Source organism: Paenibacillus xylanilyticus (genome assembly GCF_013359935.1).
Classification (GTDB): domain Bacteria; phylum Bacillota; class Bacilli; order Paenibacillales; family Paenibacillaceae; genus Paenibacillus; species Paenibacillus xylanilyticus.
Genome location: NZ_JABMCB010000166.1, coordinates 13,665 through 39,421, shown reverse-complemented (window position 1 = coordinate 39,421; position 25,757 = coordinate 13,665). Strand labels below are relative to the sequence as shown.

The 25,757-nt window shown below is 49.6% G+C and carries 28 protein-coding genes and 1 pseudogene; 24 read left to right on the top strand and 5 right to left on the bottom strand.

All coding sequences use genetic code 11. The features are described from left to right. A complete protein-coding gene (locus tag HP552_RS07785; protein WP_175394986.1) occupies window positions 1-714 on the bottom strand; it encodes a response regulator transcription factor in 714 nt (237 codons plus the stop codon). A 205-nt stretch (window positions 715-919) separates the two neighbouring features. Here HP552_RS07785 and HP552_RS07780 point away from each other — a divergent pair, with 205 nt between their 5' ends. Beyond that, window positions 920-2,278 (top strand): ABC transporter substrate-binding protein, encoded by a 1,359-nt coding sequence (locus HP552_RS07780; protein ID WP_175394985.1) that lies wholly within the window; start codon window positions 920-922, stop codon window positions 2,276-2,278. A 221-nt stretch (window positions 2,279-2,499) separates the two neighbouring features. On the opposite strand, the gene HP552_RS07775 is transcribed toward HP552_RS07780, so the two are convergent. After that, window positions 2,500-3,561 carry a helix-turn-helix transcriptional regulator gene (locus HP552_RS07775; protein WP_175394984.1) on the bottom strand — a complete coding sequence of 354 codons (1,062 nt, stop codon included), beginning with the start codon at window positions 3,559-3,561 and terminating at the stop codon, window positions 2,500-2,502. Between the two features lie 232 nt (window positions 3,562-3,793). Between HP552_RS07775 and modA the strand changes: the two genes are divergently transcribed. The 20 genes and pseudogenes from modA (at window position 3,794) to HP552_RS07675 (ending at window position 20,335) form a co-directional block, all read left to right on the top strand. Continuing rightward, window positions 3,794-4,666, top strand: a complete 873-nt coding sequence (gene modA, locus HP552_RS07770; protein WP_175394983.1) for a molybdate ABC transporter substrate-binding protein — start codon at window positions 3,794-3,796, stop codon at window positions 4,664-4,666. Continuing rightward, the gene (modB, locus tag HP552_RS07765; protein ID WP_175394982.1) at window positions 4,663-5,346 is read left to right on the top strand and encodes a molybdate ABC transporter permease subunit; all 684 of its coding nucleotides are present in this window, start codon (window positions 4,663-4,665) and stop codon (window positions 5,344-5,346) included. Before modA ends, modB begins: the two co-directional genes overlap by 4 nt. Window positions 5,347-5,667: 321 nt before the next feature. Beyond that, on the top strand, window positions 5,668-6,000 hold the full coding sequence (locus HP552_RS07760; RefSeq protein WP_175394981.1) for a hypothetical protein: 333 nt from the start codon (window positions 5,668-5,670) through the stop codon (window positions 5,998-6,000). A gap of 274 nt (window positions 6,001-6,274) precedes the next feature. Beyond that, window positions 6,275-7,114, top strand: coding sequence for a transporter substrate-binding domain-containing protein (locus tag HP552_RS07755; RefSeq protein WP_175394980.1), 840 nt, complete (start codon window positions 6,275-6,277; stop codon window positions 7,112-7,114). A 25-nt stretch (window positions 7,115-7,139) separates the two neighbouring features. After that, window positions 7,140-7,883 (top strand): amino acid ABC transporter permease, encoded by a 744-nt coding sequence (locus tag HP552_RS07750; protein ID WP_175395065.1) that lies wholly within the window; start codon window positions 7,140-7,142, stop codon window positions 7,881-7,883. A 4-nt stretch (window positions 7,884-7,887) separates the two neighbouring features. Further along, window positions 7,888-8,598, top strand: coding sequence for an amino acid ABC transporter permease (locus HP552_RS07745; protein WP_175394979.1), 711 nt, complete (start codon window positions 7,888-7,890; stop codon window positions 8,596-8,598). Then, the gene (locus HP552_RS07740) at window positions 8,595-9,347 is read left to right on the top strand and encodes an amino acid ABC transporter ATP-binding protein (RefSeq protein ID WP_175394978.1); all 753 of its coding nucleotides are present in this window, start codon (window positions 8,595-8,597) and stop codon (window positions 9,345-9,347) included. The genes HP552_RS07745 and HP552_RS07740 overlap by 4 nt, the downstream gene beginning before the upstream one ends. Before the next feature lie 121 nt (window positions 9,348-9,468). Then, window positions 9,469-9,756 (top strand): nucleoside-diphosphate sugar epimerase, encoded by a 288-nt coding sequence (locus HP552_RS07735; RefSeq protein ID WP_175394977.1) that lies wholly within the window; start codon window positions 9,469-9,471, stop codon window positions 9,754-9,756. 23 nt (window positions 9,757-9,779) lie between these two features. Next, the gene (locus HP552_RS07730; RefSeq protein ID WP_175394976.1) at window positions 9,780-10,118 is read left to right on the top strand and encodes an alpha-helical endospore appendage domain-containing protein; all 339 of its coding nucleotides are present in this window, start codon (window positions 9,780-9,782) and stop codon (window positions 10,116-10,118) included. Continuing rightward, window positions 10,115-10,414 carry a hypothetical protein gene (locus HP552_RS07725; RefSeq protein WP_175394975.1) on the top strand — a complete coding sequence of 100 codons (300 nt, stop codon included), beginning with the start codon at window positions 10,115-10,117 and terminating at the stop codon, window positions 10,412-10,414. Before HP552_RS07730 ends, HP552_RS07725 begins: the two co-directional genes overlap by 4 nt. Window position 10,415: 1 nt before the next feature. After that, on the top strand, window positions 10,416-10,757 hold the full coding sequence (locus HP552_RS07720; RefSeq protein WP_175394949.1) for a FliH/SctL family protein: 342 nt from the start codon (window positions 10,416-10,418) through the stop codon (window positions 10,755-10,757). A 254-nt stretch (window positions 10,758-11,011) separates the two neighbouring features. Continuing rightward, on the top strand, window positions 11,012-12,106 hold the full coding sequence (locus HP552_RS07715) for a CgeB family protein (protein ID WP_312884234.1): 1,095 nt from the start codon (window positions 11,012-11,014) through the stop codon (window positions 12,104-12,106). A gap of 50 nt (window positions 12,107-12,156) precedes the next feature. Continuing rightward, window positions 12,157-13,296: a CgeB family protein gene (locus tag HP552_RS07710; protein WP_175394974.1), complete on the top strand. Its 1,140-nt coding sequence runs from the start codon at window positions 12,157-12,159 to the stop codon at window positions 13,294-13,296. 19 nt (window positions 13,297-13,315) lie between these two features. Continuing rightward, entirely contained in the window at window positions 13,316-14,911 is a 1,596-nt protein-coding gene (locus HP552_RS07705; RefSeq protein WP_312884233.1) for a glycosyltransferase family 4 protein, read from the top strand. A 14-nt stretch (window positions 14,912-14,925) separates the two neighbouring features. After that, a complete protein-coding gene (gene wecB, locus HP552_RS07700; protein ID WP_175394973.1) occupies window positions 14,926-16,017 on the top strand; it encodes a non-hydrolyzing UDP-N-acetylglucosamine 2-epimerase in 1,092 nt (363 codons plus the stop codon). Next, window positions 16,010-16,997: pseudogene (locus tag HP552_RS07695) on the top strand (polysaccharide biosynthesis protein). Before wecB ends, HP552_RS07695 begins: the two are co-directional and overlap by 8 nt. Beyond that, a complete protein-coding gene (locus HP552_RS07690) occupies window positions 16,994-17,821 on the top strand; it encodes a dTDP-4-dehydrorhamnose reductase family protein (RefSeq protein WP_175394972.1) in 828 nt (275 codons plus the stop codon). The pseudogene HP552_RS07695 and the gene HP552_RS07690 overlap by 4 nt, the downstream one beginning before the upstream one ends. Beyond that, complete coding sequence (locus tag HP552_RS07685) at window positions 17,803-18,744, top strand: NAD-dependent epimerase/dehydratase family protein (protein ID WP_175394971.1); 942 nt, start codon at window positions 17,803-17,805, stop codon at window positions 18,742-18,744. Before HP552_RS07690 ends, HP552_RS07685 begins: the two co-directional genes overlap by 19 nt. Continuing rightward, window positions 18,741-19,457 (top strand): glycosyltransferase, encoded by a 717-nt coding sequence (locus HP552_RS07680; protein WP_175394970.1) that lies wholly within the window; start codon window positions 18,741-18,743, stop codon window positions 19,455-19,457. The genes HP552_RS07685 and HP552_RS07680 overlap by 4 nt, the downstream gene beginning before the upstream one ends. A gap of 161 nt (window positions 19,458-19,618) precedes the next feature. Next, window positions 19,619-20,335 (top strand): glycosyltransferase, encoded by a 717-nt coding sequence (locus HP552_RS07675; RefSeq protein ID WP_175394969.1) that lies wholly within the window; start codon window positions 19,619-19,621, stop codon window positions 20,333-20,335. A 226-nt stretch (window positions 20,336-20,561) separates the two neighbouring features. Here the strand turns inward: HP552_RS07675 and HP552_RS07670 are convergent, their stop codons facing one another. Next, a complete protein-coding gene (locus HP552_RS07670) occupies window positions 20,562-20,732 on the bottom strand; it encodes a hypothetical protein (protein WP_175394968.1) in 171 nt (56 codons plus the stop codon). Further along, window positions 20,729-21,967 carry a glycosyltransferase family 4 protein gene (locus HP552_RS07665; protein ID WP_175394967.1) on the bottom strand — a complete coding sequence of 413 codons (1,239 nt, stop codon included), beginning with the start codon at window positions 21,965-21,967 and terminating at the stop codon, window positions 20,729-20,731. Before HP552_RS07665 ends, HP552_RS07670 begins: the two co-directional genes overlap by 4 nt. 179 nt (window positions 21,968-22,146) lie before the next feature. Between HP552_RS07665 and HP552_RS07660 the strand changes: the two genes are divergently transcribed. After that, window positions 22,147-22,506, top strand: coding sequence for a hypothetical protein (locus HP552_RS07660; RefSeq protein WP_175394966.1), 360 nt, complete (start codon window positions 22,147-22,149; stop codon window positions 22,504-22,506). Window positions 22,507-22,572: 66 nt separating this feature from the next. Here the strand turns inward: HP552_RS07660 and HP552_RS07655 are convergent, their stop codons facing one another. Further along, a complete protein-coding gene (locus HP552_RS07655; protein WP_312884232.1) occupies window positions 22,573-23,646 on the bottom strand; it encodes a glycosyltransferase family 4 protein in 1,074 nt (357 codons plus the stop codon). Between the two features lie 368 nt (window positions 23,647-24,014). Here HP552_RS07655 and HP552_RS07650 point away from each other — a divergent pair, with 368 nt between their 5' ends. Together HP552_RS07650 and HP552_RS07645 are read left to right on the top strand one after the other, a co-directional pair. Next, window positions 24,015-25,043: an ABC transporter ATP-binding protein gene (locus HP552_RS07650; protein WP_312884231.1), complete on the top strand. Its 1,029-nt coding sequence runs from the start codon at window positions 24,015-24,017 to the stop codon at window positions 25,041-25,043. After that, window positions 25,040-25,756: an ABC transporter permease subunit gene (locus HP552_RS07645; RefSeq protein ID WP_175394963.1), complete on the top strand. Its 717-nt coding sequence runs from the start codon at window positions 25,040-25,042 to the stop codon at window positions 25,754-25,756. Before HP552_RS07650 ends, HP552_RS07645 begins: the two co-directional genes overlap by 4 nt. The last annotated feature ends 1 nt before the right edge of the window (window position 25,757 follow it).

The window sequence follows — 25,757 nt, the reverse complement described above, 5'->3', positions numbered from 1 at the left end:
CTACTCACTCCTTGCTTTTAAATCGCTTTCGATTTTGTATCCAATCCCCCATACGGTTTTAATGATCCGCGGTTCGCGCGGGTTAGATTCTATCTTTTCGCGGAGCTTCCGGATATGTACCATGACGCTATTTTTTGACTCCATAAAGGGCTCATTCCAGACCTCTTCGTAGATGCGATCCATACTCAGCACCGTCCCTCTATTAACTGCCAGCATGTGAAGAAGTGCGAACTGGCGGGGAGTCAATTTGATTTCCTGCTGATCGACCTTTACCGTATGGGACGCAATATTAATGATAACGTTTTCGATATGTATTTCGTTTGCGTTAGCCGCGACGGCGTTGAATTGGTTCATCCTTCGAAGCTGTGACTTAATGCGTGCGATCAGCTCGAGTGGGTTGAATGGCTTAGTTACGTAGTCGTCGGCGCCGATACTGAGGCCTGATATTTTATCGATATCTTGGCCTTTAGCCGAGAGCATGATGATGGGGATAGAATTCGTTTCTCGTATTTTCATACATGCTTGCAGCCCGTCCATCTTGGGCATCATTAGGTCAAGTACAATTAAATCGATTGGTTGGGACTGCAGAACCTTCAGCGCTTCCAGGCCATTCGACGCTTGCAGGAGCTTGTAGCCTTCGTTATTGAAATAAATACTTATTAATTGAATGATTTCCGCTTCATCATCCACCATCAAAATCGTGCTTTCTGCCATAGTTCCTCCCTTAATTCTTGTATCTTTCTTACATTGAAGAGCAGCACGATAATTATAAGCGATATTTCTTATGCATTGAATAACGTCAGCATTATTTAAGGAAATGATAAGAAGTCCGGTAGTTAGATGATAAGCTTTGACCTCTATACTTAGTTCAACACAAGCGAATAATCGTTTGAACAACAAATGGGTGGAGGTTTTATTTTTGAAACACAATGTATTACAGAAGGCCATGCTTGTTAGTCTTAGTGTTATGTTAATTGGTATTTCAGCAGTTCTTAGCCCAGGTAAACAGGTTTCCGCAAATGCGGACAGCGAGGCAGATGCGAAACGAACTTTAAAAGTATTGTACTGGAACGAAGACGATTTCAACATGACGTATGGAGATTTGTTTAGTAAGAAGTACCCGAATACAAATATCGAAGTCGTTGCACCTTCAGGTATGGAAGCGATTAAGGATTACAACGGGGCTATCCAAAAGTATTCACCAGATCTGGTTATGCTCCCCCCATACCATTACCAACAACTGTCTAAAGATAAAAAGTTGGTCGATCTAGAACCGTTAATTAAGCGAGATGCGTATGACACGACAACATTATATCCTGGCCTGCTTGATGAATTGAAGGAACAGGGCGGTGGCAAACTTTATGGCTTAAGCCCAAAAACGGATTCGTACGCCCTTCTGTATAATGCTGATTTATTTAAAAAGTACAATGTTAAAGTACCAAGTGATGGAATGACGTGGGAAGAGATATTAAATCTTGCTAAGAAATTCCCTACTAAAGGAGATAAGAACTCCCGAATTTGGGGCCTGAGCTCCTTTGGATCCAGCAATTTGGTCATGGATATCGCCAGAACAGAAGGGTTAACGTACATGGATCCAAATACGCTAAAGGCTACTGCGAATACAACTGCGTGGAAAAAAGCCTATCGTCTGGCGAGCGAGGCAACGAAGTCCGGGGTACTTGACGAATGGATCAGTCTGTCGGGCAAAAGTTACTTGGAAAGTAGCTCGTTCATTATGGGACGATCTGCTATGAAAGTAGCCTCGATTAGTCAGCTGCAGTCCTTACAAGCAGCAAAAAGTGGTGTGAAGAATTATAAACCTTTCACGCTTGGTATTGCTGCCGGCCCTGCGGCTAAGGATCGAGAGTCAACAGGGAACTTTTTCATTAATGAGATATTCGCAATTCCAGCAGACGCAGCTCATGTTGATGCCGCTTGGGATTTCATCAAATATTTTAATGGAGATGACTATGCTACCGAATACTATAAGCCCAATAACTCGAATAATAGTATCGGTGCTCCTCTATCTCGCATGGTTAAGGAGTACTCTGGTTACAAATTGGATGCGTTCTATAAATTAAAACCTAATCTGGATTCATCGATAACAAATTATGCTCTCATGAACAAGTCACCAAATTTTGAATTAAGATTTCGTTCGATTCTACTTAAGGAACTGACACAGGTAGTAAACGGGAAGAAAACATTAGACAAAGCAACTGCTGCTATTCAATCCAATACCCAAGCTGTTGCTGATAAATTGAAAAAGGCTCTGAATTAATTCCGAACATAATGAAATAAAATGAGTTTAATGGATTAAGTGGTAGGTAGCATAACGACCACTAATGTGATCCATTAAGCTAGCGGGAAACGATAGCTAAATCAAATTAAGAAAGCAGCTGATCACGTGATCAGCTGCTTTTGTTTACCTAACCAGTCGTGCATGTTGAGGTATTGGAAGCATAAGTGTGTTTTTTGGCAAACGTATTAGGTTGAGTCACATTATATTTCATACAAAATTTCGCCTGTACGGGATACATCATAACCTTCGAAGGCTTGCAGCTCCTGCCTGAATTCCGAAGACTGGAGGATGCGCAGTACCGAGTCAGTCCACGCTTCATTACCCGGCTTTTTCAACATAACCAGATCATAGCGTTCCTGAGTCAGTGGAATGAAATCAACCTGGCCGACCAGACGAGCAGCCTTTTCAATGCCAATTCCCACATCAGCCTCACCGGAACTGACCTTGGCGGCCACACCCATATGACTGGTCTCCTCCATGTTATACCCGACAAGACGGGAAGAAGGGATGCCATGCAGGCGAAGCTGCTCATCAAGCAATACACGAGCTCCGGAACCTTTCTCGCGGTTAGCCAAGCGGAGATCAGGCTGATTCAGGTCTGCCCAGCCTTGTAAGCCACGTGGGTTGCCGCGCCCTACATACAGCCCGGCCGGCCTTGACAGCAGGTTCACGACGACATACGACCAGCCAATCAGAATTTTGCGGATGTAGGGCAGATTATATTCGCCCGTGTCACCATCGAGCAGATGAGTGCTGACCAGATCGGACTCACCGCGGTACATCGAGATCAGTCCGTCCAGGCTTCCCATGAAAGAACGCAGTGGACGAATGTCCCGTGTTTGCTTCTCCATATGGCGCATCAGAATATCCAGACTCACATCCTGACCGGTAATGACCACATGGCGAGCCGCATGGGCTATTGGAGAATCCCCGGGTACAACGTGGGAAGCTTCGGATGTCGGTCTGGATAAAGGAGCAGAATTGTCAGATAAATGTGCAGCTGCAGCATTACCGGATTCGCGGGTTTCGGCTACCGATACGGCTCCTGAGGGATGGCTTAAAGCGGGTCGTTGGCCCCCTGGGAGTTGCAGCTGCTTGGAACGCCGTTTGTACGCTTCCAGATCGGTCGCATCAATTCTCATTTGTTTGCCGACACGGTAAGCGACGAGGTCTCCCTTTTTGATCAGATCATACACGGTCAGTTTGGAAATTTTGAGCAGCTTGGATATTTCTTCAGTGGTATAGGATTGCTCCTCTGTCATATGTGAAGATCCTCCTTCAGGATGGAAAAAGCATAAGCATATATGTTTTCGTTCATCAACATCATTCATCATTTGTTAAATAGGATGGTGTAGTCTCTTGTACTATACCATTAACTGCAGGACAGTATAAACTAGACCTTCCTATTTGATTGATCTTATGTATAATGAAATATAATTAATTATAACTAGTTATAACCAAACATAACGTGTTGAGGGATCTGGAGGAGAAGAAATGAGAAAAAGGATAGGATACATACTGGGAAGCATGTCCCTCGGACTGGCACTTGTATTAGCGGGGTGTGGTGCTGGCACGGATAGCGCGGATTCATCTACGGCAGTTAAGCCGGTGTCCTCGGCACCAGTGACATCAGGAGAGGGTTCTTCGGGAGAGAATACTGAGCCGCAGGAAACGGTAGAGTTAACGATCTCAGCGGCAGCCAGTCTGACCGACGCGATGAAGGAAATCGAGACCAACTATGAGCTGGCCCATCCTTATATTGAACTCAACTTTAATTTCGGGGCATCGGGAGCTTTGCAACAGCAGATTGAACAGGGGGCACCTGCCGATATTTTTGTATCAGCGGCAACGAAAAATATGAATGCTCTGGTGGACGAGAACCTGGTTGCACCTGCTGACCAGAAGAATTTGCTGCAAAACTCACTTGTCGCGATTGTTCCGGCAGATCGTAAAAATGCAGTAACCAACGAGAAGGATTTGACGGCCGATTCGATCAAAACCGTAGCTATCGGGATTCCGGAAAGTGTTCCCGCAGGGACATACGCGAAGGAAGCACTGACGAATGCGAGCCTGTGGGATCAGCTCAAAAGCAAGCTGGTGCAGGGCAAGGATGTCAGACAGGTTCTGCAGTATGTAGAGACAGGTAATGCAGATGCCGGATTTGTGTACAAAACGGATGCAATGACTTCGGATCAGGTGAACATTGCGTTTGAAGTGGACAAGAACAGTTATACACCGGCTAATTATCCGGTAGGCATTATTGAAGGAACGAAACACCGGACAGAAGCAGAACAATTTTATATGTATTTGCAAACGCCTGAAGTGCTGGAAGTATTTGCGAAATACGGATTCTCTGTTCCGGAATGAATGTGAATGAGATCGACTGGACGGCATTCTGGTCACCTGTGCGCCTTTCCCTTCAGGTAGCTTTGTTGTCCAGCGTAGTTGCAGCCGTACTCGGCATCGCTGTGGCCTGGAAGATGTCACGCCGCTCATTTCGGGGCAAAGTTGTTCTGGAAACCGCGTTTATGCTGCCGCTCGTACTTCCGCCCACGGTAGTCGGGTTTCTGTTACTCGTTTTGCTGGGGCGCAAAAGTGTGCTGGGACAATGGATTGAAGCCATTTTCTCGGCGCCGGTCATCTTCTCCTGGTGGGCTGCAGTGATTGCTTCGGTGGTTGTTGCTTTCCCGTTGGTATATCAGACCATGAAATCCGGTTTCAGCGGTATTGATGGGGACCTGGAGGATGCGGGCCGATCGATGGGGGCGAATGAGTGGCAGGTGTTTCGCTACATTTCGCTGCCGCTTGCCGGACGTGCGTTAATGACTGCTTTCATATTGGGGTTCGCTCGTGCACTTGGGGAATTCGGGGCCACGCTAATGATCGCAGGAAATATTCCTGGTAAGACCCAAACCTTACCTACGGCAATCTATGTTGCAGTGGATTCGGGCAATCAGACCATGGCGTGGGCATGGACGGTTTCGATTATTATCATCTCATTTATCATGCTGCTTCTAACGAGACAGCCACACCATGACAAGGCCTGAACGGATGCAAGGCTGATATTGAGAAATGGAATGCTAAAACCCGCCCAAAGGATGTTCCTTAAGGCGGGTTTTATGTTATAACAGCCAGTTATTTCGAGTGGAATATCTTAGATTTGTGGAGTCATTTTATCATAATAAGGCTTCCAGGAATATATAACGCCAATTCAATCTGTCTATATGTGAATTGAAAACTCCGATGCACAAAAAAACCGAAAAAATTCCCAAATTTCGTACTTTCAACCCTCGCCTAAAGTAGCCCTTTTCCTGTAAAATAGAAGTAACTGATTCCAGCCAAGCACTGAAATAAGGAGAGAGACGACAATGAATACTAAACCTGATTGCGGCGTATCGTTGCAAATCGACGATTATCTGGATCTTTTGCATTTTGCCATCCAAATTCAGGATCAGGAATGGCAGCAGTCCCTTATCCACCAGCTCAAGATATTTCAGCCGATGGCGGAGCAGCAGCGATCACCAGAAGAGGAATTGTGGACACGGCTGGATTATATCAACAGCAAATTGACAGGGCTGTGCAACCAGCTGCATGCAGCACACACCCAAGATGAACGCGACAAATTTGAAAAACGAATTGACCTTCTGCAATCCCAGCGGCTGGAAGTCGCACGTAAAATCAAATGGGCCAGTCGCAGATAGATAAACATCATGAATGGGAAAAGCCTTTTCTCCGCCAGACCGGTTGGGAGAGGCTTTTTTTGATGGAATGGGTTGTGGAGAAAGTTTCAGCATAGAGAAGTTCTATAAGGATATCAGGATGTCCTATTAGGCTTCATATTGCCTCAGGATGACTCGCGGTGATATTCTGTGTTCAACCTAATTCCGACTATACAAGTATGAATGGTTAGTTAAAATTCGGAGGCATGGGAGTACACATCATATCGGCTGTAACAGCCTGTGGAGGAGATCGGGAATGGCTAAAAAACGGGGGATTCATCCATTCCGGACAGCTTTGCTGTTCGTGACCATGTTGGCGGTGCTGGCAGGATGCAGCACAGGCAGCGCTTCAAATGAAGCAGATACCACATCTGCATCCGGTCAAGATAAAGTAAAGAAAATTATCGTGGGTACAGGTACGCAGTTTCCGAATGTTTGCTTCATTGATGAGAATGGCAAGTTGACAGGATACGATGTTGAATTGATTCGCGAGATTGATAAACGGCTGCCCGAGTATGAGTTTGAATTCAGTACAATGGAGTTCAAAAACCTGCTGTTAAGTCTGGAGACGAAAAAAATTGATCTGATCGCTCACCAGATGGAAGTCAATGAAGAGAGACAGGCCAAGTTTCTGTTTAATGATGAAGCCTATAACATTTTCCCCAATAAAGTGGTCGTGAGTGAGAAGAACCAGGATGTGAATTCCATCGAAGATCTCAAAGGTAAAAAACTGATTGTGGGTGCTACGAGCAATGCGGCTGTACTCGCTGAGAAATGGAATGCAGCGAATGGAGGCGAGATTGAAATTGTCTATTCCGGAGCAGGGGAAGATACGAATACCCAGATCAAAACCGGCCGGGTGGATGCCACCATCAGTACACAATTTGCGATCGATTATCAGAACAAGGTAGTTGATGCCCAGTTAAAAACGGTAGGGGAGGCCCTTTCCAACTCCAAAGTGTACTTCATCCTCAACAAAGACGAGCAGGAGCTCAAAACCAAAGTGGATGAAGCCCTCAAATCCATCAAGGAAGACGGGACATTAAGCAAACTGAGTACTGAGTGGCTTGGAGCGGATTATACGGTTGAAGAGTAGCTAGGAGAAAGGTGTGCAAGCGGTAATGGGAAAATCATTTGATCTATCCTTGGTTCTGGACTTCATCCCGGAACTGCTACGGTATTTGCATATAACACTGATTGTACTGGGCGGGTCCATTGTGCTTGGACTGGTGGGTGGTGTGCTGCTGGCGGTTCCCAGGCTCTACCGGATTCCGGTACTGAGTCAGCTCGCTACCCTGTATGTATCTTTCATGCGGGGCACACCGATTCTTATCAAGCTGTTTCTGGTCTATTACGGTCTACCCGAATTGCTCAAGCCAGTGGGCATTGATCTGTCCAGAACCGACCCGCTGCTGTTTGTCATCGTGACCTATGCACTGAGTGATGCTGCCTCCTTTGCAGAGATATTTCGGGGAGCGGTTCGCAGTGTCGATAAGGGCCAGACCGAAGCTGCTTATGCAGCGGGCATGACCACGTTCCAGTCTTTCCGGCGGATCGTTGTCCCTCAGGCACTCATTGTGGCTTTTCCCAATATGGCGAATACGCTGATCGGTTCGCTCAAGGACACATCACTCGCTTTTTCCATCGGTGTCATGGATATGGTGGGCAGGGGGCAGACGCTGATCTCGGCTACGTCACATGCGCTTGAGGTGTATATCAGCTTGTCGGTTGTTTATTATGTCATTGTCATTGTACTTGAAAAAGGATTTGCTCTTGCTGAGCACAGACTGCAGCGTCATGAACGCAAGAGAACGGTACACAAGCCAGCGGTCAGGGCTAAACGCCTGAAACGAATAGCGGGGTGAGTATATGTCCATTGATCTCCAGTTTATCTATACATCTTTTTTTCAAATTCTGAAGGCACTGCCGCTGACGCTGGTCATTACGATTGTCCCGTTGATTGCAGGTTTTGGAATCGGTCTTGCCACTGCGCTGATTCGAATCTACCAGGTTCGCTGGATTCATCCTGTGGCAGCCTTCTACGTGTCCTTTCTGCGGGGTACACCGATGCTAATGCATTTGTTTCTGATCTATTACGGCATACCGATGATTATTGACAAACTGGCTGCCCGGTACGGGTGGGCCTTTCAATCCGCCTCCATTCCCATTCTGGTGTTTGTGTTAATTGCCTTCTCGTTGACGGCCGGAGCATATATGTCCGAGATTATCCGTTCGGGTATCCTCGCTGTGGATCGTGGACAGATGGAGGCTGCACACGCTGTTGGCATGAGCACTTCACAGGCGTTGCGGCGCATCATTCTCCCTCAGGCCATCGGTGCTGTACTGCCCAATCTGTGCAGCATGTTTGTCGGATTTCTGCATGGATCAACCCTCGCCTTCACGGTTTCTCAGATGGACATTCTCGGCAAGGCAGATGTCGTTGCATCCGTCAGTCTGAAATTTCTGGAGGCCTTCATTGCAGCAGCAGTCATTTATTGGGGGCTGACCGTCATCGCGGAACGGATCACAGCTCTGCTGGAACGCCGGGTTGCCATCTATAGCAAAGGAGGGGTTTCATGATTACATTGAGCAATATCCACAAATCATTTGGCAAGCAGGAAGTATTGAAGGGCATTGATCTGACTGTGGAGCAGGGGGATGTCGTCGCCATTCTTGGCCCCAGCGGATCTGGCAAAACGACATTGCTGCGCTGCGTAAACTTTCTGGAACGTGCGGATGAAGGCAAAGTACAGATCAACGGTGTCGGCGTGGACTGCAGACATGCGCGCAAACACGATATTGTGCAGATCAGACGGAAAACGGCCATGGTTTTCCAGCATTATAATCTGTTCAAACACAAAACGGTTTTGGATAACGTCACGGAAGGAATGATCATAGCGCAGAAGATGTCCAAAACGGACGCGCGTGCACGTGCTCTGCGTGTGCTTGAACAAGTAGGACTTTCAGAAAAAATCAATGAGTATCCCAGTATGCTGTCTGGCGGACAGCAGCAGCGTGTCGGGATTGCTCGTGCGCTGGCTCTGAATCCCGAAGTCATTCTGTTTGATGAACCGACCTCTGCACTGGATCCGGAGCTGGTCGGTGAGGTACTGTCAGTCATACGCTCGATCGCCCAGGAGGGGATTACCATGATCGTCGTTACCCATGAAATGGGTTTTGCACGTGAAGTGGCGAATCGGGTTGTGTTCATGGAAGGGGGCCATGTGGTGGAGCAGGGTACACCGGAGGAGATATTTTTAAGGCCCAAGCAGGAACGAACGCGCCAATTCCTGAGTCGATACTCCTCCGACTGGAGTTATGTTATTTGACGATATAGGCGCAAGCTGGAGTAACTGACGATCCCGGCCCGGCATATGCTGTAGCAGGCAAATGCTGATAGGCCGGGTTTTTCTATGGGTGAAGCAGGCCGTGACGGTAAGGAGGAGGACCATGCAGAGCAAAGTTGATGAAATTCTCACACATATTGCACACTCACACCAGCAGCTCGCACGAGTATTGGATGCCAAACGCCAGATCGCTGTGCGGATGTCTGACATTATTAATCATTTGCCGGATATCGAACCGGAGCTGGATGGCGTTGACGGTCTGCTCGATAGCTCTGGACAAATCAACAAAAGCATCATCTCCTACTTGGGGGGACTTGCAGATCTGGAAGAAGCTGTTGCCGAAACGCTGACTCAGGTCATGCGGGAGATGGCAGGACAAGAGGAAGAATAAGCCCGGAAGGCGGGTGAGAGAACATGAGCAGAGAACAAAGTCTCATTCTGATGCTGGATGCTGCAGCCAAAATGCAGTGGAACATTGCACTGATTTTGGAGGCCAAAGCGGTTGAGGCCGAGAAAGTCCGGAATTGGGCGCTGAATCATCTGAACGGTGAAGCATTTCTAACCCATGGTGATCAGGTGTCAGAGCCGCTGAAAATGCATGACCAGCTGGTCGAAATGCTGGAAGGGTTAACCCGGATGGAAACAGGACTCTGCAACAATTTGAAAGCTGTGATGGTAGATAACCGTGCTGAAGAAGGCGGGATGGACGGAGACATGTTTGGCGGCATGGATCTTGGAGATTTGGGAAAATGAGTCTGCTGCAGCGTGAGCAGGAAGTTAAACTGGCCCTTATTGAGTCCATTGCACACAGCCAGCAGGCACTGGCTCGTATTCTGGACAGTGTAGCCAGTGTAACCGCTCATTCGGAAGTATCTGCCCGCAATCTGGCCGAGAACATTCGTCTGCTGAGTCGGTATCAGGAAGAAATGTCCCGTATGGTTACGGGTATCAGGCTGGCGCGAATCCAGCATGGGGAGCCTAGCTTGCCGTGGCTCAAAGACCCCGAATATGCGATACGTATCGTTCGGGACATACAGGAGGAATGTTGATATGTTAAGAAAGAAGAAATTGCGGCTTAGAACCAAAAGAGCTTTGCTTGCCCGTGGTGCACGTCTGCGCAAAATCAGAAAGCTGCGTGCCCTTAAGGGCAAACGTGTCCTGCACAAACGCACGCTTAAAGGACGTAGTGCGTGGCTCAAAAAAAAGAAACGTACGGTACGACGGCACCGGAGTCCGAAGCCCGTACAACCAGTCGTCCCGGCTACCCCTATCGATCCGAATCCGGACAACGCGTACAGTCAGGGGCACAACGAGGCGTACAACGAGGGATTCAACGCGGGTTTCGCCAAGGGATTCGAGGACGGACATCAGCTGGCGTACAAGGCACAGTAACCGGATAGAGCTGCATCTCGGTAAACCAATAGATGCGGATGCGAACATAGGACGCCCGGGGGGACACTTCCCTCCGGGTTATTTGTTTGGCCGCAGAAGCGGACATGCCCGTGCAGGCCGATGTGGAGGGCAGACGCCAATTTTGCGCCTTGCAGGACACCCGTCCATGATGCATCTGACCCCGGGGCATATCCTTTAGAGGGAAGACCAATCTCGGGGAGAATCTGAATGGAGTCTCCTGAAAGGAAGACAGGGTGAAGGATGTGGCAAAAAAACGACACCGACCGCTCTCGGAAGCAAAGATAGCCTACCACAGTGGATATGCTGAAGGCCGCAGATTCGGCGGCTGTCAGGCCATGATGGAGCGAGTGCAGATGTTTGAGCCGACCCTGCGGGATATGAAAGTATTGTACATTCCGCAAGGGTTTGATGCCATCGATGAAGGTGTCATCATAGCATTGCAGCAATCTGTACGCGAATGTGTTGTTGGATCGCCGGCAACCATGCTGCAGGATGCGAGCCAGCACAGACCGGATATCGTGCTGGTCATGAATGGATTGCATGTTTTTCCTGCAGATCACCTGGAGCAGGTGAACGGGATACGGGCACTCGGTATTCGGACAGCGGTATGGTTTGTGGATGATCCGTATTTTACCGAAGATACAGCGACCATTTGCAAGCATTATGATCTGGTATTCACTCATGAAGAAGCGGCGGTGCCGTTTTATGAGGGGAATGGTGCGAGCAGGGTCATCTATATGCCACTCGCCGTGAATCCTGGCATGTTTCAGCCACGCCGCATTGCTCCGCAGCATCAGTATGATATTTGTTTTATCGGCACGGGCTTCTGGAACCGGATCGCCTTGTTCGATGAGCTGGCCCCTTTTCTGGCGAACAAAAAAGTATTCATTGCCGGCGGCCAGTGGCAGCGGCTGACACGGTCGGATGTACTCGGTCCGTTTATCCATGAGGGATGGATTGATCCAAGTACGACCGTTGATTATTACAATGGCGCCAAGATTGTCATTAATATTCATCGGACCTGCGAGAATGGTGAGGACAATCGCAATACACATCACCTGGAAGGTCGGTCCATTAATCCAAGAACGTATGAGATCAGTGCTTGTGGCACCATGCAAATTACAGATGCGCGTGATGACTTGCCCCGCTTTTACCGGCCGGGTTATGACATTGAGACGTTTACGACAGCAGCCGAACTGGAGCGCAAAATCAAGTATTACCTGCAGCACGAGGAAGAACGGCAAGCCATGGCCTGGCGGGGGCTGCTGACTACGCTGAACCAGCATACGTTTACCCGCCGGATCGCCCAGCTGCTGGAACATGTATAGAGCCAACCCGTAATACAGCGAACTTTATCATAAACAAGAGGAGTGGCGGTATGTCTATCAAACACCGTAAAAAGAGGAATTTTCATGCGCCAGTACTCAGCCTGGCTGACCAGGCCCGCAAAAACGGGCAGCATGCCGGTTATGATGCAGGCAAGGAAGAAGGATATCTGCGCGGGCGTGCCAACTATATTGTCAATTGTGCACAGGAACCTTTGCCTTTCCGGCAGCTCCACGTCCTGTACGTCTCTTCGGGTAAAGGATTTCCTTATTCCCCGCTGGATGAAGCGATTATGGCCACCCTGCAAGGCATGGTCGCTCAGGTAACATTGTCCGATCCACGGCAGCCGGTTTCTGAAATTGCGCTGCAAAATCGGCCCGATCTGGTTCTGGTACTGGATGGCATGGATATTCCGCTTGAGCATATTGATGCGATTCGCCAGGCAGGCATTCCGACCGCAATCTGGCTGACGGACGATCCGTACTACACGGATATGACGATGGAGCGTGTTCATCATTTTGACCATATCTTCACACTTGAGCTGAATTGTGTCGAACTGTACCGTCAGAGTGGCTGTGCATCCGTCCACTACCTGCCGTTTGCAGCGTTCACCAATCACTACTTTCCCATTACGACTCCTTCCCCGCTGCACCGGGACGTCAGTTTTATCGGATCGGCCTACTGGAACCGGGTGTACTTTTTCAACCCAATCATGGCTCAGATCATGTCACACAATACCGTGTTTAATGGCATCTGGTGGGACCGTCTGCCAGACTATGAAGCCTATGGCGAGAAGATTGAACATGGACGCTGGATGAGTCCGCAGGAAACCAATGATGTATATAACGGCACCAAAATTGTCATTAACCTGCACCGTTCCCACGAAGACGATTCCGTCAATAACAACCATCTCAAAATACCACCAGCTTCCCCGAATCCAAGAACATTTGAAATCTCGGCTTCCGCAACATTACAGCTGACCGATGCGCGTGATGACCTGGCGCGGTTCTATAAGCCGGGTGTGGAGATCGAAACATATTCCTCCCCCCAAGAGCTGCTCGATAAAGTTGAATATTACCTTGCCCACGAGAAGGAGCGCCGTGAAATAGCCCTTCGCGGACTGGAACGGACGCTCAAGGATCACACGTATGGCAGAAGAATTAACGAAATGCTGACGATTATATTCCCTTAATTTCCGGTCGGGAGGAGGTGTGCACAGAGCCCTGCATAATGTTCATGCAGTGGTCCGTGCAGCCATGGCGACTAAACCGAAACTGATGTTGTTTTCCCATGTGTGCAATACCCGGAGTATAACGGGAGCGGAGAAACTTCTGCTCCATTTTATGAGGGAAATGGGCTCCATCTTCGACTGCGTGCTTGTTGCCCCGCAGGAAGGCAAACTGGCCGGACTTGCGCGGAGATTCGGCATACAGGTCAAAATCTGCTCTCTGCCGATGCTTCACGGTGTGTACACACCCTACCAGGGCATTGCAAATGATGCGGAACTGCTTCGCCACACACCGGCTTACCAGGATGTGGTTTCCCTGATCAGGGAAACCTCGCCTGCGCTGGTATTAACCAATACCTGTGTGAATGTAATGCCTGCTGTAGCAGCCAAAGACCTGCAGATTCCGGTGATCTGGAAGATTACGGAGATTATCCAAATCAATGATCATACCGACGAGGCTGTACAGATGATAAACCGGTATTCGGACTGGATTATCGGCATATCCGAAACCGCTGTTGCACCTTTCAAACATGCGGGCATGACCGGGAAGCTGACGGTTCTCCCTCCAACCTGGGATCCGTCACTGCCTGCCCCGGACCGCTGGTTGCATTTGCGTGAACGCAAGCGCAAGGAGCTCGGCTTCAGGTCCTCGCATGTCTGTATCGGCTATATCTCTTCTTTTATATATGATGCCAAGGGACTCAAGCCTTTTGTTGACATGGCTCTGCAGCTGTGTGAAACCCATTCACGAGCCAGGTTTTGGATCATTGGTGCGCCAGCAGATAAAAAGTATTATGACGAATGCGTGGCACGAGTGAAAAAGTCAGGATATTCCCGCAGATTCACCTTTACGACTTTTGAAGAAAATGTATCTCTTGCGTATACGGCAATGGATATGGTGGTTATTCCGAGCATGGTGAAAGAAGGCTTTGGCATGACCGCGCTGGAAGGCATTTATTTTGCCAAACCGGTTATTGCCTTTGCCCAGGGTGGGTTGTCGGAATTGCTTGAAACGGTAGGCAGTGGAGGATTTCTTGCTCCACCGGGGGACAGTAATGCACTTGCCGCCTTGGCGACAACATTGCTGAACGACTCGGAGCTGGCGTCCGATATCGCCTGGCGGGGGCGGGCAGAAGCGGAACGATTGTTTGGAATCGAAACCTACAGGTCCGGCATGCATACGATGGTGACACAGTGGTTACTGCGGTTCCCCGGTTGGTTCCCTTACATTCAGGCACCGAATGGCCCGGTGTACACCTGGGGAGAAGGGGGATTACGTACCGTACTTGCATTGAATCCAGGGGCAGTCAGAGCACTTTTGTTCCCCCTGTCCGTGATTCAGGCATTACCCATCTCCCCACTTCCGCCGCTTGCCATCGGCGATCCTGTACCCGCTGATGTGGTTCAAAAGCATACCGCCAGCCGGATTGGCAAACGGAAAACAAGAGCAAAAAAGCGAATCCGGAAGGCAACTCATAAAAAGAGAAAGCATCTGTACAGGGCGAAACCAACGGCTCGCAAGCGTACGTCTGCCAAGTCAAGGCGCCGGGCGCGCCGGAAAGGTTCCAATACACGATGAAGGCAGGGATTACGATGAAGATCATGACGGTGCTGGGCACGAGACCGGAGATTATTCGGCTCAGCCTGATCATTTCCAAGCTGGACCAGTACGCGTCCAAGCATATTCTTGTGCACACAGGACAGAACTTCACGGAAAGTCTCAGCGGTCAGTTTTTCAAGGAGATGGGCCTGCGTGCGCCAGACTACGTCCTTCAGGACGAAGCGGCCACGCTGGGCCGCCAGTTATCCTCCATGTACACACAGATGGAAGACCTGCTGCTTCAGGAAAAGCCGGATAAAGTGCTGCTGCTCGGTGATACCAACAGCGCACTGTGTGCTGTGCTGGCTGAACGCATGGGCATTCCCGTCGTTCATATGGAAGCAGGCAATCGATGCTTCGATCTGGATGTGCCTGAAGAGAAAAATCGCAGGGTCATTGATGCCATATCGACTATTAACATGCCATACACCGAACAGAGCAAAAAGCATCTGGTCAGTGAAGGTGTGCCCAGCCGGCGAATAGTGCTGACCGGTAATCCCATCTATGAAGTGATGCGCCATTATGACGCACAGGTGAATGCCAGCAAAATCCTGAAAAAGCTGAAGCTGAAGTCCGGCCAGTACTTTTTGGTCACAGCCCACCGGGCAGAAAATGTGGATCATCCACCTCATCTGATGGAGATTATGAAAGGTCTGAACCAGGTTGCGGAGGAACATGGCCTCCGGGTGATCTGCAGCATTCACCCCCGCACGGCCATCCGGATTGCAGAGCATTTGCAGCTGGAGATGCACCCCCTCGTGGAATTTCACGAGCCGTTCGGATTTTTTGACTTCGTCATGCTGGAGCGTCATGCGCGCTGTGCACTGACGGACAGCGGTACCGTTCAGGAAGAATGCTGCATCATGGGTGTACCCACAGTGACCATGCGGCGGACAACCGAACGTCCGGAAACGGTGGACTGCGGCAGCAACGTAGTCTCCGGTCTCGATGCATCCCGTATTGCGGGATGTGTGAAGGTCATGACAGAGATGGCAAATGACTGGGAGTGCCCGCAGGGTTACAAAGCAACGGATGTATCCAGTAAAGTGGTCAAATTTCTGCTTGGAGGGAAAATAAATGTTTGAAAATAAACGCATTCTCGTGACAGGCGGTACTGGATCATGGGGGTATGAACTTGTGGCTCAGCTGCTGCCTCAGCAGCCGAAGGAAATTATCGTTTACTCCCGTAATGAATCAAGCCAGGTGGCGATGAGCCGCGAGTTCGAGGACCCTCGTCTTCATTTCCGCATTGGTGATATTCGCGATAAGGAAGCATTAACCGCTGCTTGCCAGCAAGTGGATTATGTCTTCCATCTGGCGGCGCTCAAACACGTACCTGTATGTGAAGATCAGCCTTATGAAGCGCTCAAAACCAACGTGATTGGAACTCAGAACGTGATCGAGGCTGCCATTGAGAATCAGGTTGAAAAAGTGATCTACATCTCGACCGACAAGGCGGCTAACCCATCCAACTTCTATGGCATGACCAAGGCGATCGGCGAGAAATTAATCGTATATGCGAATCTGCTGCACAGCAACACCCGGTTTGTGACGGTGCGCGGTGGAAATGTACTCGGTACCAACGGCAGCGTTGTGCATCTCTTCAAAAACCAGATCCGCCAGAAAGGTCAAGTGTCCATCACGGACATGAACATGACCCGTTTCTTCCTTACATTGAAAGATGCAATCACGTTACTGTTCAAGGCTTCCGTGGAGAGTGTAGGCGGTGAGATTTTTGTCATGACGATGCCTACGTGCAAAATTGTGGACCTTGCAGAAGTGCTGATTGAAGATTCCGGTGTGGAGAACGTGGCCATTGTGGAGCGCGGCACCCGGCCAGGTGAGAAAATCCATGAAATTCTGATGAGTGAATTCGAAAGTATGACAACCGTTGTGTACGACGAACAGTACCTGGTCATTCTCCCTACACTGGGTATACCGGGACTGCGTGAAACATTACACCAACTGCCCTCCTGTTTCTTTTAGCAGCTTCAGTTCTGAACATCAGTTGATGACGAAAGAGGAGATTCGCGACATTTTGAAACGCGGAGGATTTCTGTCATGAAGCTCCTGATACTTGGTGGAAACGGAATGGCCGGCCATGTTATGGTCGACTATTTCCGCCGTCAAGGCGTGCACAGTGTCTTCTACACCACCCGGGACGTGTCCGACCCGAATGGTCTGCTGCTGGATGTGAACGACAGTTATATGGTGGATCGGCTGGTGGAAGCTGTGCACCCGGATGTTATCGTTAACGCGGTAGGTGTGCTGAACAGCTTCGCAGATGAAGATAAAATTACCGCGTATCACATTAACGGCTTCCTTCCGCATCGTTTGCGGAGGGTGGCCGATACGATCGGTGCCCGACTGATACACATCAGCACGGACTGTGTCTTCAGCGGGGATCGTGGCTCGTATACGGAGAACGATGTCACGGATGGAACGTCAGCTTACGCCATTACCAAGGCACTGGGCGAAGTTCATGACCCGGGACACCTGACGATCCGTACCTCCATTATTGGACCGGAAATCCGGAAGGGCGGGATTGGTCTGATGCATTGGTTTATGTCCCGCACGGGTGAAGTGGGCGGGTATACGCGCGTTTTCTGGAATGGAGTGACTACACTTGAACTGGCAAAATGGGTGGATCATTATCTGGCGTCACCCGTCAGTGGCCTGATCCATCTGGCACATCCTGCACCTGTCAGCAAACACGATCTGCTGCTTCTTTTCCAGCAGACCTGGAACAAGCAGGATGTGAATATTGTGCCTGATGACAGTCTTGTGCAGGATCGCACTCTCGTTTCCACACGCGAGGATGTGAAGACAGACCTTCCGGATTATTCTACGATGCTGAAGGAGCTGGCATTATGGATGGAGCAGAGCTGACTGGCAAGAAAGTGCTGATTACGGGTGCCTCCGGTTTTACCGGACGGCACGCTGTGACCTATTTTACGAGCGTTGGTGCCAAGGTTGCAGCCGTGGTGAGGCGAGCAGGCGTGCATTCGTTTGGCGAAGGCGTTGCCGTGCATGTCTGTGACCTTAACGACAAACAGCAGGTACGTCATCTGATTGACGAGGTGCAGCCGGATTATGTGCTGCATCTCGCGGGCAAAAATTCGGTCCCGTACTCCTGGTCGGATCCGCTGCTTGTACTGGAGACCAATGTGATGGCTGTGCTGTATTTGCTGGATGCTCTCCGGAGCTGTCCGTCCGCACGGACCGTCATTGTAGGTTCCCGCTTGAAATACACGGCTGAACCGGGCCGAAACCCCGAGCCGCCGCACCCTTACAGTCTCAGCAAAGCGCTGGAGGAGATGGTGTCCTTGTCTTGGATGTCCCTGTTTGGTCAGCAGATCATGCTGGCTGAGCCGGGAAATCTGATCGGTGCCGGCCCCTCCACAGGCATCTGTTCGCTGCTCGCACGGCATGTTGCTGCCTGTGAACTTGAGGGCAAAAGCGAGGCTTTTCGTCTATCCGGGCGGGATAATACACGAGATTTTCTGGATGTACGGGATGCGGTCAGAGCCTATGCCACGCTTCTTGTGCATGGGACCACGGGGACCGTTTATCCGGTTGTTTCGGGAACGGAACGCAGTCTGGGTGAAATCGCCGATACCTTGCTCTCCATGACGGAGGCAGAAGTGCCAGTCCGCTGGGATGGAGCTTCTTCAGGTCCAGATGGGGCTGGCAAGGAGGAGGAGCTATCGCTGCTGCGCAAGCTGGGATGGAAGCCCCAGATTCCGTTTGCTCAATCTCTCCAGGACATTCTAAGCGATGTACGCAGGCAGCAAGGAGGAAATGCTGAATGAATCCAAAAGTGTCGGTTGTCATTCCATTCTACAATTGTCCTTACGTGCCGCAGGCGGTTCAGAGCGCAATAAACCAGACGTACACCAACGTAGAAATCATTGTGGTGGACGATGGCTCCACTAGTCATGCGGAGCTTCTCCAGCCATACCTGCCCCAAATCTATGTTCTTGGCAAGAGCAATGGCGGCACAGCCTCGGCTCTTAATCACGGTATCCGACATGCGTCCGGAGATTATGTGGTCTGGCTTAGCTCGGATGATTTCCTCTATCCGGATAAAATTCGTTATCAGGTGGAGTTCATGCAGCGGGAAAATGTGCTTGCCTCACATACCAACTTTCATTACATTAATGAACATTCCGCGGTTACCAAGCTGCATGGCGGAGCGGAACCGATGTCCGAGATCGAATGGCTGCGTCGCTTCGTAAGTGGCAATCCCGTCAATGGTTGTACCGTCATGATCCGCAAGGATTTGTTTGGTGCTGTAGGTCTCTTCGATGAGCTGCTGCCTTATACTCATGATCTGGATCTCTGGCTGCGCATTCTGCTGAACGGGCATCGCTTTCCATACCTGAATGAACCTCTTACGGCATACCGTTGGCACGGCGGGATGGGGTCGGTGCGTCATGCAGAGACCATCGGCAAGGAGGCCTCCATGGTCTGGTCCAGATATCGGGAACCTTTGCTGCAGCGAATTGCGGCTATGGGTGGTTAAAGAGATGGAGTAACTCTGACGGAGGGGTTATGGGATGTAAGATGCCCATAATGCCCTCTGTATTTATTTTCTATCACAAATGCCCGCGAACTGAAGGCCGGGTCCTCATATGATAAGGGGAACAGTTTTTGCAGAGACAGGCGGAGAAAGGGGAGGCCCGGATGGAGCCTAAAGTTTCAATTGTCATTCCGTTTTACAATTGTGCTTATATTGAGCAGGCTGTTCACAGTGCTCTGAACCAGACATATCCTCATATCGAGGTCATTGTGGTGGATGACGACTCTACGCAGTATGTGGAGAAGCTGGAGCCGTTCATGGAGCGCATCACATATATTCGGAAAAAGAATGGTGGAACGGCCACAGCATTGAATGAAGGAATCAAGCGGGCGTCGGGGGACTATTTCGTCTGGCTCAGCTCCGATGATGTGATGCTGCTGGACCGTGTGGAGAAGCAACTGAAATTTATGCTCAACGTAAAGGCTTCGTTCTGTCATGGGGCCTACCACTATGTGAATGCAAACAGTGAATGGATGGATACGGTGCAGCCGGAAGTAGGCAGCCGTCTGGAGATGCTGCAGGTGCTGATGGAAGGTTGTCCCATTAACGGCTGCACCGTGATGCTGGAGATGGATGCATTTCATAAGTTCGGCTTGTTTGACACCAAGTTCCGTTATACTCATGACTATGAGATGTGGCTAAGACTGTTTCCGGTCTATGAACTGTTCTATTTCAATGAGCCTCTGATGTGTTATCGGGTTCATGATTCGATGGGAACCAAAAGACACTTTGAGGCACTGAAAGCGGAGATGGAACTGGTTCAGGCCAAACATCGGCCGATTCTGCTTAATTTGCTTCAGGTCGGCGGTTATTGGCAGTAACAGTTGGAACGATGGAATGAATGACCTCATCTTAAATAGAGTAGAACAGAGAGCATGCCATCTGGCCATCCCGTGTGATGGGGTCAGTTGACATGTTCTTTTTCTTCATTTTATCGCCTTCAATGGAAATAACCCTCTTGTACCAAGAGGGCCAGGATGATCCGTATTATTGTTACAAGTAGGTCCAGTTCAGCCCTCTACATGTCACGTGTATCTTGAACATAGATCAATCATTGGAGCTCATAATAGCCATGGCTTCCGGGTCAGGCAAAGTGTACTCTTGGGGCAGCTTCTGTACTAAAGCATTCATAATCGCGTAGTCCACTTCAATATGTGCCGTCGAGACAGGGACGGAGAACCACCCATTGTATAGATCACTCGGTACAAGCAGTGTCATAGCCGATGACCTCCTTTTTGAATCGCTTCTTGGTAAACCTGTAACGTTCGCAAGCCCATCTCCTCAAGGGAGCGATGCTGTTCCGCCCAGGCCTTGGCCTGTGCACCTACCCGTTTACGGGTGGCATCATCCTGCAAAAGGGCATTCAAGAGTGCGCTCAGGGAATCTACATCCTGGGGCGGAACGACCCAACCGGTATGTGCAGGCTCGACCATCTCTGGCATGCCTGCCGTGCCACTTACAATAACAGGAAGTCCGGCAAGCTGGGCTTCCGTTACCGAGAAGGGCTGCGTATCCTGCAGGCTGGGTTGAACATAAATGTCGGCACGGCGCAGGAACGAAGGAATGTTGTCCAACTTGCCCCAAAATACAATGTCGTCTCTGATGCCAAGATCATTGGCCTGGGAACGCAGATCCTCCATTAGATTCCCCTCTCCCGCAATCCAGCAGACCCAATCGGAGCGCATATGCTTCAGGCTGGCCAGAGCCTTTATCAGTACATGAACGCCCTTGATAAACTCCAGCCGGCCTGTGAAGGCAATGACCTTTTTATTTGCCGGCGGGCGCTGACGGAACCGGACCGCTGCCTGGGCACGGTAGGCAGGAAGGTCGACAGCATAAGGAATAAGGCGGAATTTCTCTTCAGGAACCTGCAGTGATGTCAGTGTACTCTTGATCCAGCGGCTGGAGACCAGAATCAGCTCGGATTGTGCAGCGCTCCGTTGCTCCAATGAGAGGAAATAACGCCCTCGTTTGGATTGTAAATACGCAGGGAGTGTGACCTGCGGGTTGGAATTCTGTGCATCGTAAAAAGCTTCGCGTGCGAGTGCCCCGTGATAGCTGGTTACCATGGGGGTGTTATTCTTCAGAATTCGTTTCATCGCCACAGCTGCAACGGGATCCTGTGCGTGAATGATATCGTACTGATCTACACCCAGATAGGCAGCAGCCATTTCAAATGCATATCGGTTCAGTTCGTAGTACGCCAGAAGAGGGTCAGCTGTGAATTGTGGCAGATCGGTGGGATTGAGCTTGGCTTGCAGCATGGGCCAAACGTTATCCTTGGAAAATGTCCGATTCAGGTTGCGTATATAGACTTCATTTTTCGCACCGTTTGTTCCCATAATATCGACCTCGACGCCAAGTGCAATCAACCTGTCAGCGAGCTGTTTTACATAGGTCCATATGCCTCCCATATGTGTAAGCTCCCAGTAGGTAACGAGCAGAACTTTCATAAGTACCTCCTTGTCACGGCCTGCACAGGCGGTTCTGCTATCCTTGTATTCTATGAAAGAAGCTGTGCTGAAGGCCGGGCAGGGAGGTACATCTGTCAAAAATGGGTGTATGCAACTGGCATAGGATGAGAGACTGCATAAAATACATACAGGTCGTACAAAGCAGAAGGAGGCGCAATGTGGGTGCATATGTAATGGAAGTACATGAGGGCATGCTTCAAACTGCTGTTCCGATTAAGTACGTAGATGTAGAGGTTGCATTCGTAGGTGATGACGGGGCGGATGTATATGTCGGCGGGATCAGCCCAACCTGTGGAGAGTTGTATCGACATATCTTTCATATTGGAGCAGAGTCGACCGGTAGCAGCCGTAACCACATCATTTATGACCTGAACGTTTCACCGTTCATGTGGCAACTGCGAATCATCAGCAATAAAAGCAGGCCCTATCATCTGGCGGTGCGGGTATACTGCCGAAGTGCTTGTGGGCAGACGCTGGGTGTGCTCTCCGAGCATCAGATGATTAAGCTGGCAGACTAGAAAAAATAAATATACTAAACCAACCTAAGGCAGTTCAGGATTCCTGAACTGCCTTTTTTGCGGTGATCATGAGAAGATGCTTAGGGCTGTCATCATTTCCCGAAAGGAAACAGCATACCGATCTGGTGAGAATGAGGCAGTCATGTGCTCTCTGCCCTGTGCGCGGATAGATTCACGTAATTTTTTGTTGCGTATGAGTTCGACTGCTTCAGCTGCTGCTGCCTTTACGTTGCCCTGAGGATAAAATTTTCCCGTCTTGTTATGTGTGATAAAAGACCGTACGCCATCCGAATCAGTGCTGAGTACCGGGCAACCACAACTGATGGCTTCTGCGACCGCATATCCAAAGCCTTCAAGAAGGGATGTGGAGAGCATAATTCCACCGGAGGCTGCAATCATGGAGTAAAATGCAGGCATCTGGGAGTGAGGAACATTGATGAAAATGCCAATGCGATCCTCCAGTCCGTATTCAGCCAGCATGTGACGGAACATCACTTCGTCTTCGGGATTGGCCAAGCTGGGATCGTGAAACAGCCATAGTCTGGCTTTTGGGATTTTTTTTATGATTTTACTGGATATGCTCAAGTATTCACGCCAATTTTTGTTGTGTTCCAGCCGTCCAACCCAGGCCAGAACCGGGTAGGGTGGAGTGTCCACAGCGAGTGGAGCAAATGTATCGGTGTCCAGCATATTGGGGATAACAAACCGGTGCAGCCAAGGACAGATATGAATAAACATATCCAGCAAGTGATCGGTAGGAGGCAGAACAGCAGCATCACAGTGGGCCTGGAGGTAAGGGATTGCCATCTGGATTGTTTCCAGAGCCTGATCCCGCGTTCCGAGACCTTGGGCTTCGAAGATAATTCGTCCCGTATATCCGAGTCCTCTCAATCGGCCAGGCATGCTAATGTCGGAGGTCACAATGATGGCGTCATAACGCTGACTGTGAATCAAAAAACGAATTTCCTCATCACTGGATGCGGTGAAGACCGGAGTGCCGCTGTTGTTCTGCAATCCCGAGCCTGTGTAGAGATATAATACATGCGCTTCAATGCCATGACGTTGCAGAACGGCTGTCCGCAATCGGTTCAAGGTATCCACGCCACCGCTTGGTACAAAAAACGTGAATAATACTTTCACACGGTTCACCCTCTGACTTTTGTGCAGGAACTCATACTCCTGAGCATTTTGCATAAATCCAATAAGCGACTTCCAATCTTCAGTATATAGATCGAAATGGTCCTATTCGGCTATATATTGTACCTGGAGCGAGTGGAATCGAATGATGCAAAATGCTGACTCCTGTATTGTATGGTACGTTGCCCCAATGCACAGGGTGTGGGTGAAACCTATGTTGTTCACATTTTAGACACAAATTTTTAATCTTTCTTTTAAGTGTCATTAAGCTGGGTTTAGGATACAACCCGTAAGATACAAGGAACTTCCCGTGTTGACCATCTGAATCGTTTGATGGCACACGGGTATTTTAACGGGAAAGGATGAATAATGTGCTCGAAGTGAAACAGGTCAGCAAAGTGTATGATGGACGGCACGGCGTGCATCAACTGGATTTCACAATGGAGCGCGGTGAGATTGTTGGTTTTCTGGGACCCAATGGTGCCGGCAAAACAACAACAATGCGCATGATAACCGGTTACCTGCAGCCTACCACGGGTTCAATCGCGGTGGATGGCCAATCGGTGCATGATCAAGGAAGGACCGTTCGTTCCAAGATCGGTTATCTTCCGGAAACCCCACCGCTATATCCGGATATGACGGTGCAGTCCTATCTGAAATTTGTCGCCAATCTTAGAGATGTTCCGGCACGTGAAATCAAACTGCGGGTCAGTGAGATGGTGAGCAGGCTGGGTCTTCAAGCACGGGAGAAACAATTGGTGCGCGGATTATCCAAGGGATATAAACAGCGTCTTGGACTGGCAGGAGCCATCATTCATAAGCCTGATTTGCTCGTACTTGATGAACCCACATCAGGACTGGACCCGAACCAGATTATTGAGATTCGTGATTTGATCCGGGAGCTCGGCGAAAATCACACCGTGCTGCTAAGCACGCATATTTTGCCTGAAGTAAGCACGCTATGCAATCGCATGTTGATCATTAATCAGGGACAGCTTGTACTCGACGGTTCACCACAACACTTCGGTTCATCAATGGGTGACCAGTTTAAGGTATTCATTGAAGTTAAGGCAACAGAGCAGCAATTACATAACTTGCTGGCACCTTGGGAGAAGGTGCGGAGTGAAGTCATTGAACCATCGGACGGAAAAAGCAGCACAGGGCAGCAAGAAACGGTCAGAATGCTGCTTACCGGAGAATCGCCAGACGATTTCCGGGAAGAGCTCTTTTACCTATTGTCAGGAGCTGGATTGCCCATTCTGGAGATGAGAAAGGAAAATCTCAGTCTGGAGCAGATCTTCCTGAAGTTGACTACAACGGAAACAGACGCTGAGTCATCCGATGTAAATGACATGAATGAAGAATCGGCGGTTTCCCCTGCAGAGGAGGAATCCAAATGAGACGAATGATGGCTATTTGTAACAAGGAACTTCAGGCGTATTTTCTGTCACCAACGTCGTATTTCGCCTTCGCGGTTTATGTATTGATGACAAGTTTATTGTTCTACTCCAGTTTTGTATATTACCAGCCAAGTATCGTGGATTATCGTCTGGTTCTGGGTGATACCTTATCCATGCTGCTGTTTGTGGTGCCTTTATTGACCATGAGACTGGTTGCAGAAGAGTTCAGGCAGGGAACGGATGAGCTGCTGCTGACCTCGCCGGCTCGGGTGACGGAAGTGATATTTGGTAAGTATCTGGCCTCGCTGGCCATTCTGTTGGTGCTTATCTTGTGCAGTCTGGTCTATCCGTTCATCATGTCATTCTTTGGAGACTTGGACTTGACCTCTGTATGGCTGTCGGCGCTGGGGCTCTTTTTCTTAGGCGGAAGCATGATGGCAATTGGATTGTTTGCATCAACGCTATCCCAGCATCAGATGGTATCTGCGGTAGCTGGTTTCATTATTTTGCTCGTATTGTGGATGCTTGATTCATTTGCAGGCAATACCGGATCCACTTTACAGCAATGGCTTGATCCATTTGCACTGACGAACCGGTTTGACAGCTTCACGAAGGGGGTGCTCAGTGGTCCGGATATCTTGTATTATGTGACGCTGTCAGGCGTATTCCTGCTACTCAGCATTCAAATCGTGGAACGGAAGCGGTGGAGGTGAG

What these genes read in the sequence shown, in the direction of transcription:
- HP552_RS07685 (WP_175394971.1), top strand. Translation starts at nt 17,803, where the DNA reads ATGGATGGAGCAGAGCTGACTGGCAAGAAAGTGCTGATTACGGGTGCC.
- modA (WP_175394983.1), top strand. Translation starts at nt 3,794, where the DNA reads ATGAGAAAAAGGATAGGATACATACTGGGAAGCATGTCCCTCGGACTG.
- HP552_RS07720 (WP_175394949.1), top strand. Translation starts at nt 10,416, where the DNA reads ATGTTAAGAAAGAAGAAATTGCGGCTTAGAACCAAAAGAGCTTTGCTT.
- HP552_RS07690 (WP_175394972.1), top strand. Translation starts at nt 16,994, where the DNA reads ATGAAGCTCCTGATACTTGGTGGAAACGGAATGGCCGGCCATGTTATG.
- HP552_RS07755 (WP_175394980.1), top strand. Translation starts at nt 6,275, where the DNA reads ATGGCTAAAAAACGGGGGATTCATCCATTCCGGACAGCTTTGCTGTTC.
- HP552_RS07740 (WP_175394978.1), top strand. Translation starts at nt 8,595, where the DNA reads ATGATTACATTGAGCAATATCCACAAATCATTTGGCAAGCAGGAAGTA.
- HP552_RS07725 (WP_175394975.1), top strand. Translation starts at nt 10,115, where the DNA reads ATGAGTCTGCTGCAGCGTGAGCAGGAAGTTAAACTGGCCCTTATTGAG.
- HP552_RS07710 (WP_175394974.1), top strand. Translation starts at nt 12,157, where the DNA reads ATGTCTATCAAACACCGTAAAAAGAGGAATTTTCATGCGCCAGTACTC.
- HP552_RS07730 (WP_175394976.1), top strand. Translation starts at nt 9,780, where the DNA reads ATGAGCAGAGAACAAAGTCTCATTCTGATGCTGGATGCTGCAGCCAAA.
- HP552_RS07760 (WP_175394981.1), top strand. Translation starts at nt 5,668, where the DNA reads ATGAATACTAAACCTGATTGCGGCGTATCGTTGCAAATCGACGATTAT.
- wecB (WP_175394973.1), top strand. Translation starts at nt 14,926, where the DNA reads ATGAAGATCATGACGGTGCTGGGCACGAGACCGGAGATTATTCGGCTC.
- HP552_RS07745 (WP_175394979.1), top strand. Translation starts at nt 7,888, where the DNA reads ATGTCCATTGATCTCCAGTTTATCTATACATCTTTTTTTCAAATTCTG.
- HP552_RS07735 (WP_175394977.1), top strand. Translation starts at nt 9,469, where the DNA reads ATGCAGAGCAAAGTTGATGAAATTCTCACACATATTGCACACTCACAC.
- HP552_RS07680 (WP_175394970.1), top strand. Translation starts at nt 18,741, where the DNA reads ATGAATCCAAAAGTGTCGGTTGTCATTCCATTCTACAATTGTCCTTAC.
- HP552_RS07670 (WP_175394968.1), bottom strand. Translation starts at nt 20,732, where the DNA reads ATGACACTGCTTGTACCGAGTGATCTATACAATGGGTGGTTCTCCGTC.
- HP552_RS07665 (WP_175394967.1), bottom strand. Translation starts at nt 21,967, where the DNA reads ATGAAAGTTCTGCTCGTTACCTACTGGGAGCTTACACATATGGGAGGC.
- HP552_RS07785 (WP_175394986.1), bottom strand. Translation starts at nt 714, where the DNA reads ATGGCAGAAAGCACGATTTTGATGGTGGATGATGAAGCGGAAATCATT.
- HP552_RS07675 (WP_175394969.1), top strand. Translation starts at nt 19,619, where the DNA reads ATGGAGCCTAAAGTTTCAATTGTCATTCCGTTTTACAATTGTGCTTAT.
- HP552_RS07775 (WP_175394984.1), bottom strand. Translation starts at nt 3,561, where the DNA reads ATGACAGAGGAGCAATCCTATACCACTGAAGAAATATCCAAGCTGCTC.
- modB (WP_175394982.1), top strand. Translation starts at nt 4,663, where the DNA reads ATGAATGTGAATGAGATCGACTGGACGGCATTCTGGTCACCTGTGCGC.
- HP552_RS07645 (WP_175394963.1), top strand. Translation starts at nt 25,040, where the DNA reads ATGAGACGAATGATGGCTATTTGTAACAAGGAACTTCAGGCGTATTTT.
- HP552_RS07750 (WP_175395065.1), top strand. Translation starts at nt 7,140, where the DNA reads ATGGGAAAATCATTTGATCTATCCTTGGTTCTGGACTTCATCCCGGAA.